Here is a 16,726-nt window from a genome sequence, read left to right as displayed (position 1 = left end):
ATTTCAAACAACACCCGACAACAACCACCACAAGCGGATGGCTGATACATCGAATGCTTTCACCAAATAAAATTCGGCACTGACATTCATCGACACACTGTTGAGTTCTCAAAGAACACGCACACACTCTCGACCCACGAACACACCGTCCGAAGGCCTCCAGGGCAACTGTTCCAGCCTATCCCAGCTTGGTCTTGGACACAAGGCCCGACTCTTGGGGGATAAAACCTGCCAGGCCACACGTCCAACCTCGTATCCCAGTCCGTGAAGACCAGGTCGGTGTCCGTCGCTCTGACTCGACAAAAGTTACGCCACCAACCCCACGCGCGCAAATCGGCTGGTTGATCGAGCTTGTGCACGCATCCATGCAGGTCCGAGCACATGGACACTCCAGCCTGCTCCGTTCCGCCGACATATCCTGTCGTGTGACGCCAGCCATATTTGCGGAAACTACTGTCGACACCGGTTTCAGGAGCGAGACAACGCGACTACGTGGTCCGGCTCTGCAAGGTGTGGTTCCACGTCATCGGCACGTACTGCACGCCCGACGCTGTCACCGATGGGCACAACCCCCGCCCAGACTCCCCCGGCAGCAATGTCGGAGACATCGTCGACCGGTCCGCCGGCACGTGCCTTCACCGATGCCTCGTACAGCGAAAGCGCCAGCACGCTGGTCGCTGCGACTCTTTCCTCGTATGCGCACGCAGGTGTGCACTTCTACCCGGGACGACCTGATCGACTATTGCGTCCAAAGCGCGGATTCGCTCCTGCTCGTCCTCCACTCGACGCGGCCGCCCAATCACGACCGCACTTCGATAGTTCATCGAGTGATGGAACGCGGATCGAGCCAGGACCAACCCGTCGACGACGGTAACCGTGACGCAGATGTCCTGGGCCGGAGCCTCGATCAGGCTGCGAGAGGCGACCGAGCCGTGCAGGTACAGAGTTCCGTCACTGTCCGGGCCGTCCGGATCCACGCCGAACACGGTCGGAAGCACACGCGGCACGTTCTCCACCACTACGCCCAGATGGCAGAGGCGAGCCGAGCGGAGAACGTCCAGCAGTGCCGATCGCTCTGCTCGTGCGCGCTGCCGACCACGGATCACTGTGGTTCTGGGCGTCGGGGACAGGAATGATTCGTCGGTCGTCATGAATACAGGATCCCGCTCGGTTGGCTCACTGTCATGGTCCAATAAGTAGTGACTTCGCTAGGCCACTTATCTACTTCGAGAGGTGGCGCACGATGACCTTGCCGCCGAATTCGCTGTCGATCACGGTCGATCGCGCCGACCGTCGTACGTTGCCCGTTCAAGTTGCCGACGGCATCCGCGCGGCCATCGATCGCGGCGAGCTTTCGCCTGGCACCCGATTGCCCAGCACCAGAGCGCTTTCCACCGAAGTGGGCTTGGCTCGCGCGGTGGTGGAGAAGGCGTACCAGCAGCTCGTGGCCGAAGGTTGGCTCGATGCACGTCGCGGATCCGGCACCTACGTCCGAGATGTTCCGCATGCCGTTCGATCGCGCCGCAGCCCACGCCGAGCACAAGAAATCCCACCGGTTGCTCAGCGCATTTCGCTCCGACCCGGAACACCGTGGACTCCCCCGCGCGCGTCCGAAGCGTGGAAGCGGGCCTGGCGAGATGTCGGCGTATCGCCCCCGCCCGGCGACTACCCCGATCCGGCAGGCTTGCTCGACCTGAGAACACGCATCGCGGACCTGCTGGGCCGTGCACGTGGACTGCACACCACCGCGGATTCGATCGTCGTCACCACGGGAAGCATCCACGGCCTCGACCTTGCGCTGGGCGCACTCTCGGCGCACGTCGATGTCGAAAACGTTCTCGCACTGGAGAATCCGGGCTATCGATCTGCCGCCGCCCTCGCTGAGCACCGCGGTTGGACCGTTCACGATGTCCCTGTCGACCGTGAAGGCCTAGTAGTCGAAGAACTTGAATCCGTACCTCCGAGGACCCCTGCCATCTATGTCACCCCCTCACACCAATACCCCACCGGCGGGCTCATGCCCATCGGTCGCAGGCGTGCACTGGCGGACTGGGCACGAAGCACTGGATCGACCATCATCGAAGACGACTACGATTCCGAATTCCGTTATGGCATAGCACCTTTGCCCACAGTCACCGAGCTCGTTCCGGACCGCGCCGTCTACTTGGGAACCGTATCGAAGACGTTGGGTGCCGGCGTTCGGCTCGGATGGATGGTGGCTCCCCCGTCGATGGTCGAGCGCATCACCGAAACACGTCGCGCAATCGGCGACCACCCCTCGGTTCCCATCCGATACGCCATGAGCTCACTGCTCCGCGACGGCGAATGGGACCGATCCGTACGCGCCGCGCGTCGGATCTATCGCGCACGTGACCGCATCGTTGCCGCCGCACTCTCTCGATTCGGCGAGCTTCGTGGTGTCGGTGCCGGGCTGCATACCGTTCTGATGCTCGACACCGAGGTAGCACGCAACGTCGCAGCCGACTGCGCAGCGAACGGGGTCGACGTGCCCACCCTCGAACACTCGACGCGGTCGCCCACCACCCAGGGTGGAATCGTCGTCGGCTACGGCTCGGTGTCCGACGATCGATTCCAACGTGCCTTGCGAGTGCTGGTCGACGCGCTCGAAAGACGGGGTCTCAGCTGACTCGCTCGATGTCCCCGCCGAGAGCAGTCAGGTTTTCCACGAATCGCGGGTAGCCCCTGTCGATGTGGTACACGTCGTGCACCTCGGTCGTTCCGTCGGCCACCAGTCCTGCGAGTACCAAGCCCGCCCCCGCCCGAATGTCGGACGACCACACCGGTGCACTGGAAAGCTGCGGCACACCGCGCACGACAGCATGGTGGCCATCGGTACGAGCATCAGCGCCCAAGCGGATCATTTCCTCGACGAACCGGAAACGCGCCTCGAACACGTTCTCGGTGATCATCGACGTTCCGTCGGCGACTGTTGCAAGGCCGATTGCCATCGGCTGAAGATCAGTCGGGAACCCTGGATAGGGCAACGTCGCGAAATTGACCGCCCGCGGACGCTCGTGCTGAACGACGCGAAAGCCGTCCGGCTCACTGGTGACCTCGGCCCCGGCCGACCTCAGTTTGTCCAACACCAACGACAGGTGCTTCGGATTGACCCCGCGCACTCGAACGTCCCCACGCGTCATGGCGGCGGCGATTCCCCAGGTCGCGGCGACGATTCGATCGCCGATCACCTTGTGGGTCGTGGGCTTCAGCGCGCTCACACCACGAATGGTCAAGGTCGATGTGCCTGCACCGCGAACGTCGGCACCCATCTCGTTGAGCATGTTGCAGACGTCGACGATGTCCGGCTCACGCGCCGCGTTGTCGATCACCGTCTCCCCGGTGGCGAGGACAGCAGCCATCAAGATGTTCTCGGTGGCACCCACGGACGGAAACGCGAGTCTGATGTTCGCTCCGCGCAGTTCGTCTGCTTCTGCGACCACGCATCCGTGTTGAATTTCGCTGCGCGCGCCCAGCAATTGGAGACCGGACTGGTGCATGTCGAGGGGTCGCGAACCGATCGCGTCGCCACCGGGCAGTGCAACGACGGCTCTCTTGCACCGCGCGACCAGCGGTCCCAAGACACACACGGAGGCTCGGAACTGGCGAACTGCCGCGAAATCGGCATGATATTTCGGCATGGCCGGAGTGGTGATGTGGACGACCGAACCGTCCAATTCGACCTCACAGCCGAGCCCGCGCAAGACCTCTGCCATCAGCGGTACATCCAGGATGTCGGGGCAGTTCGTGATCGTGCTGGTGCCCTCGGCCAGCAGCGCCGCCGCCATCAGCTTGAGGACGCTGTTCTTCGCGCCCCCGACCGCCACCTCACCGACGAGGCAGTTACCACCGTTGACCAAAAAGCGTTCACTCACTTCGACAGCGTAGCCAGCGGGACCGACCGACACCCGCGCGGTACCGTAGCCCGCATGGCCGTTCACCTCACCCGCATCTATACGAGAACCGGCGACGACGGGACCACCGGGCTCAGCGACTTCTCGCGAGTGTCGAAGAACGACGAACGCCTGATTGCCTACGCCGACTGCGACGAGACCAATGCAAGCCTCGGAGTCGTTCTCGCGCTGGGCAACCCGCCCGAATCAGTGTATTCGGTGATCCGAACCATCCAGAGCGATCTGTTCGACGCGGGGGCCGATCTCTCCACTCCGGTCGTCGAGAATCCGCAATACCCCCCACTGCGGATCGATCAGAGCTACGTCGACCGCCTCGAAAGCTGGTGCGACGAATTCAACGAGGAGCTGCCCGCACTGACGTCGTTCATCCTGCCAGGTGGAACGCCTTTGGGAGCCTTGCTACATGTGTCGCGAACGGTGGCCCGCCGTGCCGAACGATCGGCTTGGGCTGCTGTGCACGCAAGCCCGGACACGACGAGTGCGTTGCCGGCGAAGTACCTCAACCGACTCTCGGATCTTTTGTTCATTCTGAGCCGCCACGCCAACCCCGAAGGCGATGTCCAGTGGGTTCCGGGATCGAGCCGCGCGTCGAGCGAGCCGACTACCGACGGGAATTGATCAGGCCGCCGGTCGGCGGCGCCGCGAGCGGCCCGATGGCCGCGACTCCACCCAGGACAGGAAAGCGGTCAACGCACTTCTGTCCAGCGCTATCTCGTAGTTTTTTCCGCCATCGGACAGCTCCAACACTGCGATGTCGGAGGTCATGATGTCGAACTCGGTGTCCCGTGGTGCTCGTCGATCCCCCACGTGAACGTCCTGTCGGCCCAACCGATGATCGGGGCCGGGACGCAGGCTCGACAATTTGAAGAACACCAGCGTGTTGTCGCCGTACCTAATGATGCCGTGGCGCCAACCGGTGCCACCCTCCGACGGCAACACTCTCATGATCGCCGCGGTGCCCCCACGCCTGAGAACCGTCAGACGGTACGCAAAAGCCGCGACGAGCCCTGCGAGCAGCACAACCAGAATGATCAGAACAATCAATCCGGTGTGCATCGCAGGTCTCGTCGCGGCTTCTCGTGAACCTAGGACCGCTCGACAGCGCGGATACGTCCCTTGGCCACAGCGATGGCCTCGAGGTCGTCCCCGTTCTCTGTCACTACAGCCCGTGCCGCTTCGACATCGATGTCTTCTGCGAAATCGGCCGATTCTGCCAGCACGGTGACCGTCTTGCCCGTCACCGACAGGAATCCACCGTGGACGGCTGCGATGAGCTTCTCGCCGTCCGTGGTCGTGATCGACACCGTGCCGCCCTCGATCAACTGCCCGAGGACAGGCTCGTGGCCCAGCATGATGCCGATCTCACCTTCGGTGGTCTGAGCGCTGACGATGGTCGCGGTACCGGACCACAGCTTTTGCTCCACAGCGACCAGGGAGACCTCCATGCCGCTCTTCTCGGAAGAAGTCACGTCGGTCTACTTTCCGGCCATCTTCTTCGCGGCTGCCTCGACATCGTCGAGACCGCCACAGCTGTTGAAGGCCTGCTCGGGAAGGTGGTCGTACTCACCCTTGGTGACCTTGTCGAACGCCTCGATGGTGTCGGAGAGCGACACGACCGAACCGGCCTCGCCGGTGAACTTCTCGGCAACGATGAAGTTCTGGCCGAGGAACTTCTGGAGGCGGCGTGCGCGGCCGACCAGAACCTTGTCCTCTTCCTGAAGCTCGTCCATACCGAGGATGGCGATGATGTCCTGCAGCTCCTTGTACTTCTGCAGGATCCGCTTGACCTCGTTGGCGACGCGGAAGTGCTCCGCACCGACGATGCCGGGCTCGAGGATGCGCGAGGTGGAGCTCAGCGGGTCCACAGCGGGGTAGATACCCATCTGCGAAATCGGACGCGACAGCTCGGTCGTCGCATCGAGGTGCGCGAACGTCGTGGCCGGTGCCGGGTCGGTGTAGTCGTCGGCGGGAACGTAGATCGCCTGCAGTGAGGTGATCGAGCGTCCACGGGTCGAGGTGATGCGCTCCTGGAGCTCACCCATCTCGTCCGCCAGCGTGGGCTGGTAACCGACGGCCGACGGCATACGACCGAGAAGGGTCGACACCTCCGAACCTGCCTGGGTGAAGCGGAAGATGTTATCGATGAACAGAAGAACGTCCTGTCCCTGAACATCTCGGAAGTACTCCGCCATGGTCAGTGCCGACAACGCCACGCGCATACGCGTGCCGGGCGGCTCGTCCATCTGGCCGAAGACGAGGGCGGTGTCCTGGAGGACGCCCATCTCTTCCATTTCGAGGTGAAGGTCGGTGCCCTCACGGGTGCGCTCGCCGACTCCTGCGAACACCGAGGTGCCCGAGAACTCGCGTGCGATACGGGTGATCATTTCCTGGATCAGAACGGTCTTGCCGACACCGGCACCACCGAACAGACCGATCTTTCCGCCCTTGACGTACGGGGTCAGAAGGTCGATGACCTTGATGCCGGTCTCGAGGATCTCGGTCTTGCCCTCGAGCTGATCGAAGGCTGGTGGCTTACGGTGGATTCCCCACTGCTCGCCGTCACGGCCGAGTCCGGGGGTGTCCAGGCAGTCACCGAGGGCGTTGAACACGTGGCCCTTGACGACGTCACCGACGGGAACCGAGATCGGCTTGCCCGAGTCGATGACTGCGGTGCCGCGGACGAGTCCGTCGGTGGGCTGCATCGAAATGGTGCGAACCAAGTTGTCGCCGAGGTGCTGTGCGACCTCGAGCGTCAGGGTCTTGGCCACGGTCGGCAGAGTGATCTCTGCGTTGAGGGCGTTGAACAATGCGGGAATCGAGCCGCGCGGGAACTCGACGTCCACAACGGGGCCGATGACCCGAACGACACGGCCGGACTGTGTGTCCGCTCCGCTCGCGTTCTCTTGGGCTACTGCTGCGGTCATTGCTTAGTCACTTCCTGCGCTGTCGGCCAACGCGTTGGCGCCACCGACGATTTCGCTGATTTCCTGGGTGATCTGGGCCTGCCGAGCCTGGTTGGCCTGACGGCTCAAGGTCTCGACCAATTCGTTCGCGTTGTCCGTCGCTGCCTTCATGGCGGTACGACGCGCCGCGGACTCCGACGCTGCTGCATCGAGCAACGACGCATAGATCCTGGTGCTGATGTACTTGGGCAACAGCGCCGACAGCAGAGTTCCTGCCTCCGGCTCGAACTCGTACTGTGCCTGCACATCTGCGGTCGGCGAGTCGCTCAACGCGTCTGCACCCATCTCGAACTCCTCGTCGGTGTACGAGATTTCGAGAGGTGCCATCCGGCGAACTTCGGGCTTCTGCGTAAGCATCGACACGAAGCGGGTGTAAACGATGTGCAACTCGTCCACGCCCTCGACGGTGCCTTCACCGTTGGGAGCGTCGACCTCGGTGCCAGACCCGGCCATGAACAACTCGACCAGGTGCCTGCTCGCCTTGGCGGCGTCGGCGTACCCGGGCTCCTGCGAGAAGCCCGTCCACGCACCCTTCACGTCCCGCTCGCGGAATGTGTAGTAGCCCAAGCCTTTTGCGCCGAGCACGTAGATGACCGGATCCTTGCCCTCGGAGCGGAGCAGCTGGAACAGCTCCTCCGTCTCCTTGAGCACGTTGGAGTTGTAGCCGCCGCACATACCGCGGTCGCTGGTCACGACCAGAACCGCTGCACGCTTGGGCTCGGGTCGCTCGTTGAGCAGCGGGTGATCGAGCGAACTCGATGCACTCGCCAACGCGGAGAGCACCTTGGTGATCTCTTCCGCGTACGGCTTCGATGCGGCAACGCGGGCCTGCGCCTTGGTGATTCGCGATGTCGCGATCAACTCTTGTGCCTTGGTGATCTTCTTGGTCGAGTTGACCGACTTGATGCGGGAGCGAAGCTCGAGAATGCTTGCCATCTAGCTGTTCACGCTCCCTTCTGTGCTCGTCATGTCACCTGTCATCGCGGGCCTACTTGCTGACTGTCTTGCGGGTGACGTTGACCTGCTCCTGGCTGACCTCGTCGGCGTTCAGAGTGTCTGCCTCGGCCTCGTTGACGACACGGTTGCCGTCCGAGTCGACGAATCCGGCCTTGAACTTCTCGGTCGCCTCGGTCAGTGCCTTCTGGTTGTCCTCGTCGAGCGCCTTGCCACCGGCAATGCTGTCGTAGACACCGCTGGCATTGCGGTGCAGATCCTCGAGCAGATCGGTCTCGAAGCGACGCACGTCGCCGACGGGCACCGAGTCGTACGTGCCCTGGCCGGCGAGCCAGATCGAGACGATCTGATCTTCGACGGCAACCGGGGCGTACTGATCCTGCTTGAGCAGCTCGACCAGACGTGCGCCGCGCTCGAGCTGTGCCTTGGAGGCTGCGTCGAGGTCGGATGCGAACGCCGAGAAGGCTTCGAGCTCACGGAACTGAGCGAGCTCGAGGCGAAGAGATCCGGAGACCTTCTTCATGCCCTTGGTCTGTGCCGCACCACCGACTCGGGACACCGAGATGCCCACGTTGATTGCGGGACGGACGCCCTTGTTGAACAGGTCCGACTCCAGGAAGACCTGGCCGTCGGTGATGGAGATGACGTTGGTCGGGATGTACGCCGAGACGTCGTTGGCCTTGGTCTCGATGATCGGCAGAGCCGTCAACGATCCACCGCCGAGCTCGTCGGAGAGCTTGGCCGAGCGCTCCAACAGACGGGAGTGCAAGTAGAAGACGTCACCGGGGTATGCCTCGCGGCCCGGCGGACGACGCAGCAGCAGCGAGATGGCGCGGTACGCCTCGGCCTGCTTGGTCAGGTCGTCGAACACGATGAGGACGTGCTTGCCCTGGTACATCCAGTGCTGGCCGATGGCCGAGCCGGTGTACGGGGCGAGCCACTTGAAGCCGGCCGAATCGGACGCGGGAGCCGCGACGATGGTCGTGTATTCGAGTGCGCCCTGTTCCTCGAGTGCAGCCTTGACGCCTGCGATCGTGGAGCCCTTCTGGCCGATGGCGACGTAGATGCAGCGAACCTGCTTCTTGTCGTCGCCGCTCTCCCAGTTGGCCTTCTGGTTCAGGATCGCGTCGATGCAGACCGCGGTCTTGCCGGTCTTGCGGTCGCCGATGATGAGCTGACGCTGGCCGCGGCCGATCGGGGTCATGGCGTCGATCGCCTTGATGCCGGTCTGCAGCGGCTCCTCGACGGGCTGGCGCTCGAGCACCGAGGCAGCCTGCAGTTCGAGGGCGCGGGTCTCGGAGGACTCGATGTCGCCGAGGCCGTCGATGGGCTTGCCCAGGGGGTCGACGACGCGGCCGAGGTAGCCGTCGCCCACGGGGACCGACAGCACGTCTCCGGTGCGCTTGACTTCCTGGCCTTCTTCGATGTGCTCGTAGTCACCGAGGATGACGGCACCGATTTCGGTGGCATCCAGGTTCAGCGCGACACCGAGGACTCCGCCGGGGAATTCCAGGAGTTCGTTGGACATCGCCGACGGCAATCCGGACACGTGAGCGATTCCGTCGCTCGTGTCCGTAACCGTGCCGACCTCCTCGCGGGAAGACTCCGGTGAGTAGCTCGCGGTGAAGTTATCGATCGCGCTACGGATCTCGTCGGAGGAGATCGTCAGCTCCGCCATAGTGTTTCCTGCTCTTCCTTCAAATGATCGCGGGGTGAAATGTCTCGAAAGTCGAGACGCTTCTTCTCGTTACTGTGTCCGTGTCGGACTATTTGAGCGTCTTTCGCAATGCAGCGAGGCGGCCTGCCCCGCTACCGTCGATGACCTCGTCGCCGATACGAACGACAAGTCCGCTGAGCAGTTCGGTATCGACCTCGACGTGCACCGTGACCTGCTTGCCGTACGTGCGGGTCAAGGTTGCCGTCAGCTTCTCGAGCTGACTGTCGCTCAGTGGGGCTGCGCTACGAACGTGTGCAACCGCGCGGTCGCGCTGTTCGGCGGCCAGATCGGCCAATCCGTTGAGCACGTCGGCGGGAGCCGCCTTCCGCGGACGCGTCACAGCCTGAACTGCGAGCGCCTCGGTGACCGCGGTGACCTTGCCGTACAGCAGACGACCGAGCAGTTCACGCTTGGCCTGCGACGGCTTCGAGCGATCCGACAGGGCCTGCTCGAGTTGCGGGTTGGCTGCCACGATCCGTCCGAGCCGGAACAGCTCGTCCTCGACCGTGTCCAACTGATCCTGATCGGCAGCGGCGCGAAGCAGAGCTTCACGTCCCAGCTCGACCAGTGAGTTCAGCAGGTCACGAGCGGTGGACCAGCTTTCGCCGGCTGCGGCCTTGACGATCGTCGCCGTTGCACTCGACACCTGGCCGGAGAAGACTTCTCCGGCCAGATCGCTTCGCCGAACGCCCTCGACCGACGCATCGGCGAGAGCGGTACGCAACGTGCGCTGCGCGTCGAGAGTCTCGACGACGGCGAACAACTCGGCACCGGTCTGAGCAGCGACGGCTGTTGCCTCGCCTGCCGACGCGGACCCCAGAGCTTCGTGGGCAACCGACCGCGTGCGGGCGAGTGCCTCTCGAGAAGTTGCGTACATGGTTCGACTCACTTTCCGGCTGCGGAGTCCGCGGTGACGGAATCCAGCTCGTTGAGGAAGCGATCGATCGAACTGGAACGCTTCGCGTCGTCGGACAACTGCTCTCCGATGACCTTCTCAGCGAGTTCGACGGCCGTGCGTCCCAGATCTCCCCGAAGCTCGGTGACGATCTGCTGCCGCTGAGCAACGAGCTGATTGTGGCCTGCGGCCACGATCCGGTCGCTTTCTTCCTGCGCCTTTTCCTTCATCTCGGCAAGAATTGCCTGTCCCTGGGTACGCGCTTCCTCACGGATCTGCGCGGCCTCGGAACGGGCGTCGGCCAGCTGAGCGTGGTACTGCTCGAGTGCCGCCTTGGCTTCGGCCTGTGCCTCTTCTGCCTTCTTGATTCCGCCTTCGATGAGCTCGGAACGCTCAGCGAGAACCTTGGTGAAGCGCGGCACAACGTACTTCCAGAACAGGAAGCCGATTGCTGCGACACAGACGAGCGACCAAACGATGTCGTAGGTTGCGGGCAGAAGAGGGTTGTATTCCTCCCCCTCCGCCGCCAGCAACGTAATCGCGTTTGTCATCGCGCTCTCAGAGAATGAAGCCGGCGACGAGGCCGATCAGGGCGAGGGACTCGGTGAATGCGATGCCGAGGAACATGGTGGTACGGAGCTGACCGGCCAGCTCGGGCTGACGAGCGGTTGCTTCCATGTTCTTGGCGACGACGAGGCCGAGGCCGATGCCACCACCGATCGCTGCGAGGCCGTAGCCGATGGCGCCGTATCCGCTTGCGGTGATTTCCTGCGCCTGGGCCAGAACTTCAAGGCTCATTGGGTTTTCCGTTCCCTTTCTTCGGTCCACATCCGGGTGTCGGAGGTGGCGGTGTAGCTGGTTCGGTCAGTTGGTCGGTCAGTGCGAGTCGGCGTGCAGCGACAGATCGATGTAGATCGCCGTGAGCAGCGCGAAAATGTAGGCCTGGAGGAAGATCACCAGCATCTCGAACAACGTGAACAGGAAGCCCATGATGAGCGAGGGTGCCGCGAAGATCTTCAGCCCGGCCGACGCCTCGAAGAGGAAGAACTGGGTCGCGCTGAAGAACAGCACGAGCATGATGTGGCCGGCCAGCATGTTGGCGAGCAGACGCACCGTCAACGTGAACGGGCGAAGCACGAAGTTCGAGACGAACTCCAGCGGTATGAGCAGCACGTGCATCGCCGGAGGAATGCCCGGAATGACGATGGTGCCCTTGACGAACTTCCCGACACCGAACTTCTTCACACCGGCGTAGATGAACGCGACGTACGCAACCGCAGCGAGCACGATCGGTAGGCCGATGCGTGCGTTCGACGAGATGTTCAGAAACGGAATGACGGCACTCGCATTCACCGCGAACACAGTGAAGAAGATGGTCATGATGACGGGCAGGAATCGGCGTCCCTGTTCTTTACCGAGCACATCTTCTGCGACGTGGATCCGAACGAAATCGAGAGCGATCTCTCCGACGTTCTGAAGACCACGCGGAACGATCTTCGGGCTGCGGAGGGCAACCACCATGAAGATGATCAGAATCGCCGACATCAGGATGCGGATGAGCATCAGTCGGTCGAGCTCGAACGGAGTCCCCTCGAACAGCACCGCGGGAGGAAAGAAATCGGATAGTGACGGCGGACTGTATTCCGCAGCCAGGGTGGTGACGCTCAGCGGTCTCTCCCGTGTTCGGGCCGCAGCCGGCTAGCGACTGCGGTTCGATCGGACAATGACGATCTATCAAGTCGACGAAAATCGGCTCGCAATCGTCAGAGGCTGAGGCCCGGTCTTCATCGGCCAAGCGTCTGTCGGGTGTCGGCGACTCACGTCGACTCGGCAACTCTCAGGCGGAACCTTACGTTGCCGAAGTCGATGACTCCGGGCCTACTGTAAGGAAGCTCACGCTGACTGCTACCTGCGGGGGTCCAGTCCGGGGAAAAAGTCTCTTTCGTCCCAGTCTTGCCCACCGCTTGATGCAAACTTTATCAACAGAACTACGACGTTGTGTAGGCGGCCCTCAGCTTAACCGATTACGACAGCCTGTCGTACTACCGATTGTCGGGGTTGTCCTCCGCCGGAACCGCATCCACGTAGGCGACCTTGGTCTTGACGACCCCGAAGACCTCTGCGCCGAGGACGACGACGAGCGCTCCCAGAATGGTCAGTCCCAACGCGTAGCGGTTGTAGAAGTCGGCGTCCTTCAGCGCAACCAGCACGATCAGCGCAATCACCATCTTCACCAACCACCCGCCGAGCAGCAGTGCCCCGACGGCCGAGGCCGGAAAACGTGTGGTGAGCGCAACCGACAATGCCGTCGTGATGACGAAGCCTCCGCCGATGGCCACACCGATGAGCGATCCCCACAGGCCGGGCGTTCCGGCTGCAGCGACGGCAATGCCGACGCTCACCACCGTCAGCACCACCAGTCCGATGAGTCCGTATCGAACCGCGGCGCGTAGCGGCGCGAATTGGTCGGGCATGGACTGCGGAGTGAAGGTCACAGTTGTCGAGGGTACCCAGCACGCGACTACTAACAGCCGACGGGATCAGCCGCCCCGTCCCTCGCGTCGGGGTGCCGAGCCTCGAGATCGATCCACCCTCAACGTGGGCACAGCGGTCACGACCAGCGCGAACACCAGACCGGCCGCCACCAGGAGCACCACTATCCGCCGGTCCAGCAGGGACGATCCGACGGCCCCGAAGGCGAGGACACCGACCCACAGGTAGATCACCAGCACCACCCGTCGATGCGAGTGACCGATTTGCAGGAGTCGATGATGCAGGTGCATCTTGTCCGGGCTGAAGGGGCTGCGTCCGGCCCTGGTGCGGCGAATCACAGCCAGCAGCAGATCGAGTATGGGGATGAGCATGACGGCCCCGACCAGCAGAAGCGGCGACAACAGACCCAGCAGATCGCGTGGTCCGTATGCCGTCAACGGGATCCGCCCCGAGGCACTCGTCGAGACCGTGGCCAGCGTCAGCCCGATCAGCATGGATCCCGAATCGCCCATGAAGATGCGAGCGGGTTGGAAGTTGTGCGGCAGAAATCCCAGGCACGCACCTGCCAGCGCTGCTGCGATCAGCGCGGGCGGGTAGACACCGACGTCTCCACCCTGCTCCTGCAGCAGCCCCACCGAGAAGATGCAGATCGCCACCGAGGAGATGAGCCCGAGGCCTGCGGCCAACCCGTCGAGCCCGTCGACGAAGTTCATCGCGTTGACGATCACGACGGTGATCAGAACGGTCACCAGTCCGGCTTGCAGTTGGTCCAGTACGAGTGTGGTTCCGGGCTGTCCCTCTTCGCCGCCCCACGGCTGATACAGCACGACCCAGCTCACACCCATGATGACGAGGACTCCCGCCGCCGTCACCTGGCCCACGAACTTGGTCAGAGCGTCCAGGCCCCATCGGTCGTCGATGACGCCGACCAGCACGATCACGAAGCCGGCAACCAGTGCGGCCGGAATGTCGCGGTTGTAGGCGACGTCGAACCCGCGAGCCAGCGCAGGCAACTGCGACGCGAACAGCAGCGCAGCCAGCATTCCTGCGTAGATCCCCACTCCCCCGAGCCTCGGGGTGGCCTGCACGTGGACGTCACGATCACGAGGAACGGCGACAGCACCGAACTTTATCGCCGCCACCCGAACTCCGCCGGTGGCGAAGAACGTGACCACAGCGGCCGTGAGAAAGACCAGCAGCAGTTCGCGAATCGGAACGCCTGCACCCAGATTCGACTGAGCCAGTACCTCGACGCTCATGCGGGACGGACGGGCATGTCAGGACGCTCCCGGGACCAGGCTTTCGGCGGTGACCCCGAGAACCTCGGCAATCTTGTCGGTGGGAATGGCACCGACCCGCAGAATTCGTGCTCGATCGCTCGTCAGATCGATGATGGTCGATGCCACCGCGTGATCGGCGGGTCCCCCGTCCAGGTAGACCGCGGCCGAGCCGCCGAGCTGGTCTCGCGCCTCGGTGACCGTGGTGGCCGGTGGACTTCCGGAGATATTGGCGCTGGAGACTGCGAGCGGGCCGACCTCACGCAGCAGCTCGAGCGCAACCGGATGCAGAGGCATCCGCAGCATGACGGTGCCCTGAGCATCACCCAGGTCCCAGGCCAGGGACGGAGCCTGCTGCACCACGATGCTCAGCGCGCCGGGCCAGAAGGCGCGAATCAGGTCTCGGGTCCGCGGTCGGACGCTCTGTACCAGGCCGTCGATGGTGTTCCACGAACCGACGAGCACCGGAACCGGCATATCGCGTCCCCTGCCCTTGGCGCGCAGCAGATCCGTGACAGCGCTGCCGTCGAATGCATCCGCGGCGATCCCGTACAAGGTGTCGGTAGGCATGACGACGAGTCGGCCGGATTTGAGGGCACCGCGGGCCGCGGTCAATCCGGCAGCGCGCGCATCGGCTTCACGGCAGTCGTAGACGGTACTCACGGCGACCATCCTTCCACCTTCGATAACGAAGTGATGTCAGGTGTCTCCCGCCTGCCGTTCCCGTCGTCAGGCTTGGGCCGGGTGGGCCCGTGCGGCGACGACGAACCTGGGCCTTCCCGCGAGATCCGGATGCGCGGTGACCTCGATGAACACCCGTCGTCGGGACAGCAGTGCCGCCACCTCGCGTCCATTGGAGTCGTCGTGTTCGATCGCGACACCGCCCCCGATTCGAAGCCAGCGGGCGATATTGCCGATCATCGGTTCGATGACCGACAATCCGTCCGCGCCACCGAACAGCGCCATGTGCGGGTCGTGATCGATCACCTCGGGATCGAGATGTGCGCCCTCCGGGATGTAGGGCGGGTTCGCGACGATCATGTCGACTGCACCGTCGAGTTCGGTCAACAGGTCACGAGCAGTGACGTCGCCGTGGTGCAGAGTGATCGGCGTATCGCCGTGTCCGCTGCGAAAATCCGCGTTGCGACGGGCCCACGCCAACGCCGACGGGTCCAGCTCGACGGCATGGACGACGGCGTCCGGACGAGCGTTGGCGATCGCCAACGCCAAGGCACCCGAACCCGTGCAGAGGTCGAGAATCACGGGCGGATGGTGGTCGACGTTCTCGAGGAACGCGAGAGCCCAGGCCAACAGCAACTCCGTTTCCGGACGCGGCACGAAGACGCCCGGGCCTACTTCGACGTCGATGTTCCCCAGCGAGGTCGTGCCCGTAATGTATTGCAGCGGAATGCGTTTCGCGCGTTGCTCGACAGTACGGAAATATGCCTCGACAAGCTCTGGCTCGACGAGCGGCACCAGACCGAGACGGCCGCGTTCCACGCCCACGAGGTGCGCGGCAAGCAGTTCTGCGTCGACCCGTGGGCTCGGCACACCGGCCGCCTCCAGCATCGATGTTGCTTCGAGGATGGCCAGACGTAGCGGCTTGCGACTCACTCGTACAGACTGCCACGAGCCACCGACAGCGCGGTCACACCCGTCCCAGCAACTCCGACTTCTTGGCGTAGAACTCGTCGTCGGTCAGGAATCCCTTGGCGTGCAACCCTGCGAGTGCCTCGATCGCAGCCGTGATGTCGGAGATGTCGACGCCCGACCGGTTGCCCTGAGACGACTGATTCGAGGACTGCTGCGGCGTGGACTGCTGCGGGGAGGACGCTTGCGTGTACGTCTGCGGAGCGGATTGCGGTGCCGACTGGTTCTGCGTGTTCGTTCCGCTCGACTGCTGGTCGACGCGAGGGAGGCTACCTGCGGTGAACGTGCCGTACTGGCTGGTGAACTCCAGTGATCCCGGTCCGCCGCCCTGTTGTTGCTGCACTCCGCCGATCGAGTGATCGAGAGTGTCGTACACGGCCAGTTCGCCGCCGACCAACACGGCGAGGCGTCGAGATCCCGGGAACACTGCGTACTGCGAGCCGTTCTGGCCACCGCTCGAACTCGGCGCACCGAGGTCCGAGGGCCACCACGAGCCGCCACCGAACGAGTTGCCACCGAAGGACGAACTACCGGCCTCCCTCGGCGGGTACACCTGGTGCTGCGCCAACACTGCAGACAGATCCCGGCAGAGACCGTCGACCCGGCTCTTGAGCCCGTGATCGAACATGTTGCCGACCATGGTCATGCCGCCACGCATCCACTGCCCGCTGCCTCCGAGCTCGGGAATGTTGAACTGCGCCATGGTGCCGCGGCCGTTGTTGACGGCGTCGAGCATCGTACGAACGGCGTCGGTCGAGATGCCGTAGCGCGACGACAGCTCGGACACGGCGTTCTCGCCTGCGGGGGTCAAGGCCTGGTTCATCTCTGGTGTGCCTCTCGGGCGC

At 63.5% G+C, this 16,726-nt stretch carries 19 protein-coding genes; 2 read left to right on the top strand and 17 right to left on the bottom strand.

Annotated features, from left to right (window positions below; genetic code table 11):
- Nucleotides 1-468: 468 nt before the first annotated feature.
- Together MTX34_RS22825 and MTX34_RS22820 are read right to left on the bottom strand one after the other, a co-directional pair.
- Nucleotides 469-639: a hypothetical protein gene (locus MTX34_RS22825; RefSeq protein ID WP_243610898.1), complete on the bottom strand. Its 171-nt coding sequence runs from the start codon at nt 637-639 to the stop codon at nt 469-471.
- Nucleotides 636-1,151 carry a pyridoxamine 5'-phosphate oxidase family protein gene (locus MTX34_RS22820; protein WP_243610897.1) on the bottom strand — a complete coding sequence of 172 codons (516 nt, stop codon included), beginning with the start codon at nt 1,149-1,151 and terminating at the stop codon, nt 636-638. Before MTX34_RS22820 ends, MTX34_RS22825 begins: the two co-directional genes overlap by 4 nt.
- Nucleotides 1,152-1,243: 92 nt before the next feature.
- Between MTX34_RS22820 and MTX34_RS22815 the strand changes: the two genes are divergently transcribed.
- The gene (locus MTX34_RS22815; RefSeq protein ID WP_243610896.1) at nt 1,244-2,647 is read left to right on the top strand and encodes a PLP-dependent aminotransferase family protein; all 1,404 of its coding nucleotides are present in this window, start codon (nt 1,244-1,246) and stop codon (nt 2,645-2,647) included.
- Here the strand turns inward: MTX34_RS22815 and murA are convergent.
- A complete protein-coding gene (gene murA / locus MTX34_RS22810; RefSeq protein WP_243610895.1) occupies nt 2,640-3,893 on the bottom strand; it encodes a UDP-N-acetylglucosamine 1-carboxyvinyltransferase in 1,254 nt (417 codons plus the stop codon). The genes MTX34_RS22815 and murA overlap by 8 nt on opposite strands.
- Nucleotides 3,894-3,947: 54 nt before the next feature.
- Between murA and MTX34_RS22805 the strand changes: the two genes are divergently transcribed.
- On the top strand, nt 3,948-4,550 hold the full coding sequence (locus MTX34_RS22805) for a cob(I)yrinic acid a,c-diamide adenosyltransferase (RefSeq protein ID WP_243610894.1): 603 nt from the start codon (nt 3,948-3,950) through the stop codon (nt 4,548-4,550).
- Here MTX34_RS22805 and MTX34_RS22800 read toward each other — a convergent pair whose 3' ends face one another.
- From MTX34_RS22800 to MTX34_RS22735, 14 genes are all read right to left on the bottom strand, one after another.
- Nucleotides 4,551-4,988 carry a DUF2550 domain-containing protein gene (locus MTX34_RS22800; protein WP_243597133.1) on the bottom strand — a complete coding sequence of 146 codons (438 nt, stop codon included), beginning with the start codon at nt 4,986-4,988 and terminating at the stop codon, nt 4,551-4,553.
- 29 nt (nt 4,989-5,017) lie between these two features.
- Nucleotides 5,018-5,377 (bottom strand): F0F1 ATP synthase subunit epsilon, encoded by a 360-nt coding sequence (locus MTX34_RS22795; protein WP_243597142.1) that lies wholly within the window; start codon nt 5,375-5,377, stop codon nt 5,018-5,020.
- A gap of 30 nt (nt 5,378-5,407) precedes the next feature.
- Entirely contained in the window at nt 5,408-6,856 is a 1,449-nt protein-coding gene (gene atpD, locus MTX34_RS22790; RefSeq protein ID WP_094638681.1) for a F0F1 ATP synthase subunit beta, read from the bottom strand.
- A gap of 3 nt (nt 6,857-6,859) precedes the next feature.
- The gene (locus tag MTX34_RS22785; RefSeq protein ID WP_037193379.1) at nt 6,860-7,831 is read right to left on the bottom strand and encodes a F0F1 ATP synthase subunit gamma; all 972 of its coding nucleotides are present in this window, start codon (nt 7,829-7,831) and stop codon (nt 6,860-6,862) included.
- Between the two features lie 52 nt (nt 7,832-7,883).
- Complete coding sequence (atpA, locus tag MTX34_RS22780; protein WP_243597132.1) at nt 7,884-9,527, bottom strand: F0F1 ATP synthase subunit alpha; 1,644 nt, start codon at nt 9,525-9,527, stop codon at nt 7,884-7,886.
- Between the two features lie 88 nt (nt 9,528-9,615).
- Nucleotides 9,616-10,443, bottom strand: a complete 828-nt coding sequence (locus MTX34_RS22775; protein WP_243597131.1) for a F0F1 ATP synthase subunit delta — start codon at nt 10,441-10,443, stop codon at nt 9,616-9,618.
- An 8-nt stretch (nt 10,444-10,451) separates the two neighbouring features.
- The gene (locus tag MTX34_RS22770) at nt 10,452-11,012 is read right to left on the bottom strand and encodes a F0F1 ATP synthase subunit B (RefSeq protein WP_243597130.1); all 561 of its coding nucleotides are present in this window, start codon (nt 11,010-11,012) and stop codon (nt 10,452-10,454) included.
- A gap of 7 nt (nt 11,013-11,019) precedes the next feature.
- The gene (locus tag MTX34_RS22765; RefSeq protein WP_008715092.1) at nt 11,020-11,259 is read right to left on the bottom strand and encodes an ATP synthase F0 subunit C; all 240 of its coding nucleotides are present in this window, start codon (nt 11,257-11,259) and stop codon (nt 11,020-11,022) included.
- A gap of 78 nt (nt 11,260-11,337) precedes the next feature.
- Nucleotides 11,338-12,063: a F0F1 ATP synthase subunit A gene (gene atpB / locus MTX34_RS22760; protein WP_243597129.1), complete on the bottom strand. Its 726-nt coding sequence runs from the start codon at nt 12,061-12,063 to the stop codon at nt 11,338-11,340.
- A 440-nt stretch (nt 12,064-12,503) separates the two neighbouring features.
- Nucleotides 12,504-12,935, bottom strand: a complete 432-nt coding sequence (locus tag MTX34_RS22755) for a hypothetical protein (protein ID WP_243597141.1) — start codon at nt 12,933-12,935, stop codon at nt 12,504-12,506.
- 66 nt (nt 12,936-13,001) lie between these two features.
- Nucleotides 13,002-14,213, bottom strand: a complete 1,212-nt coding sequence (locus tag MTX34_RS22750) for a glycosyltransferase family 4 protein (protein WP_243610893.1) — start codon at nt 14,211-14,213, stop codon at nt 13,002-13,004.
- An 18-nt stretch (nt 14,214-14,231) separates the two neighbouring features.
- Nucleotides 14,232-14,894, bottom strand: coding sequence for an L-threonylcarbamoyladenylate synthase (locus MTX34_RS22745; RefSeq protein WP_243597140.1), 663 nt, complete (start codon nt 14,892-14,894; stop codon nt 14,232-14,234).
- Between the two features lie 66 nt (nt 14,895-14,960).
- Nucleotides 14,961-15,845 carry a peptide chain release factor N(5)-glutamine methyltransferase gene (prmC, locus tag MTX34_RS22740; protein ID WP_243610892.1) on the bottom strand — a complete coding sequence of 295 codons (885 nt, stop codon included), beginning with the start codon at nt 15,843-15,845 and terminating at the stop codon, nt 14,961-14,963.
- Nucleotides 15,846-15,879: 34 nt separating this feature from the next.
- Nucleotides 15,880-16,704, bottom strand: a complete 825-nt coding sequence (locus tag MTX34_RS22735; RefSeq protein WP_243610891.1) for an SHOCT domain-containing protein — start codon at nt 16,702-16,704, stop codon at nt 15,880-15,882.
- Between the last annotated feature and the right edge of the window lie 22 nt (nt 16,705-16,726).

Origin of the sequence: Rhodococcus sp. ARC_M5, from assembly GCF_022810405.1 — a bacterium.
Taxonomy (GTDB): domain Bacteria; phylum Actinomycetota; class Actinomycetes; order Mycobacteriales; family Mycobacteriaceae; genus Rhodococcoides; species Rhodococcoides navarretei.
The sequence above is the reverse complement of the archived record's forward strand: the minus strand, read 5'-3'. Positions and strand labels throughout refer to the sequence as shown.

What these genes read in the sequence shown, in the direction of transcription:
- MTX34_RS22820 (WP_243610897.1), bottom strand. Translation starts at nt 1,151, where the DNA reads ATGACGACCGACGAATCATTCCTGTCCCCGACGCCCAGAACCACAGTG.
- MTX34_RS22815 (WP_243610896.1), top strand. Translation starts at nt 1,244, where the DNA reads ATGACCTTGCCGCCGAATTCGCTGTCGATCACGGTCGATCGCGCCGAC.
- MTX34_RS22805 (WP_243610894.1), top strand. Translation starts at nt 3,948, where the DNA reads ATGGCCGTTCACCTCACCCGCATCTATACGAGAACCGGCGACGACGGG.
- MTX34_RS22800 (WP_243597133.1), bottom strand. Translation starts at nt 4,988, where the DNA reads ATGCACACCGGATTGATTGTTCTGATCATTCTGGTTGTGCTGCTCGCA.
- MTX34_RS22795 (WP_243597142.1), bottom strand. Translation starts at nt 5,377, where the DNA reads ATGGAGGTCTCCCTGGTCGCTGTGGAGCAAAAGCTGTGGTCCGGTACC.
- atpD (WP_094638681.1), bottom strand. Translation starts at nt 6,856, where the DNA reads ATGACCGCAGCAGTAGCCCAAGAGAACGCGAGCGGAGCGGACACACAG.
- MTX34_RS22785 (WP_037193379.1), bottom strand. Translation starts at nt 7,831, where the DNA reads ATGGCAAGCATTCTCGAGCTTCGCTCCCGCATCAAGTCGGTCAACTCG.
- atpA (WP_243597132.1), bottom strand. Translation starts at nt 9,527, where the DNA reads ATGGCGGAGCTGACGATCTCCTCCGACGAGATCCGTAGCGCGATCGAT.
- MTX34_RS22775 (WP_243597131.1), bottom strand. Translation starts at nt 10,443, where the DNA reads ATGTACGCAACTTCTCGAGAGGCACTCGCCCGCACGCGGTCGGTTGCC.
- MTX34_RS22770 (WP_243597130.1), bottom strand. Translation starts at nt 11,012, where the DNA reads ATGACAAACGCGATTACGTTGCTGGCGGCGGAGGGGGAGGAATACAAC.
- MTX34_RS22765 (WP_008715092.1), bottom strand. Translation starts at nt 11,259, where the DNA reads ATGAGCCTTGAAGTTCTGGCCCAGGCGCAGGAAATCACCGCAAGCGGA.
- MTX34_RS22755 (WP_243597141.1), bottom strand. Translation starts at nt 12,935, where the DNA reads ATGCCCGACCAATTCGCGCCGCTACGCGCCGCGGTTCGATACGGACTC.
- MTX34_RS22750 (WP_243610893.1), bottom strand. Translation starts at nt 14,213, where the DNA reads ATGAGCGTCGAGGTACTGGCTCAGTCGAATCTGGGTGCAGGCGTTCCG.
- MTX34_RS22735 (WP_243610891.1), bottom strand. Translation starts at nt 16,704, where the DNA reads ATGAACCAGGCCTTGACCCCCGCAGGCGAGAACGCCGTGTCCGAGCTG.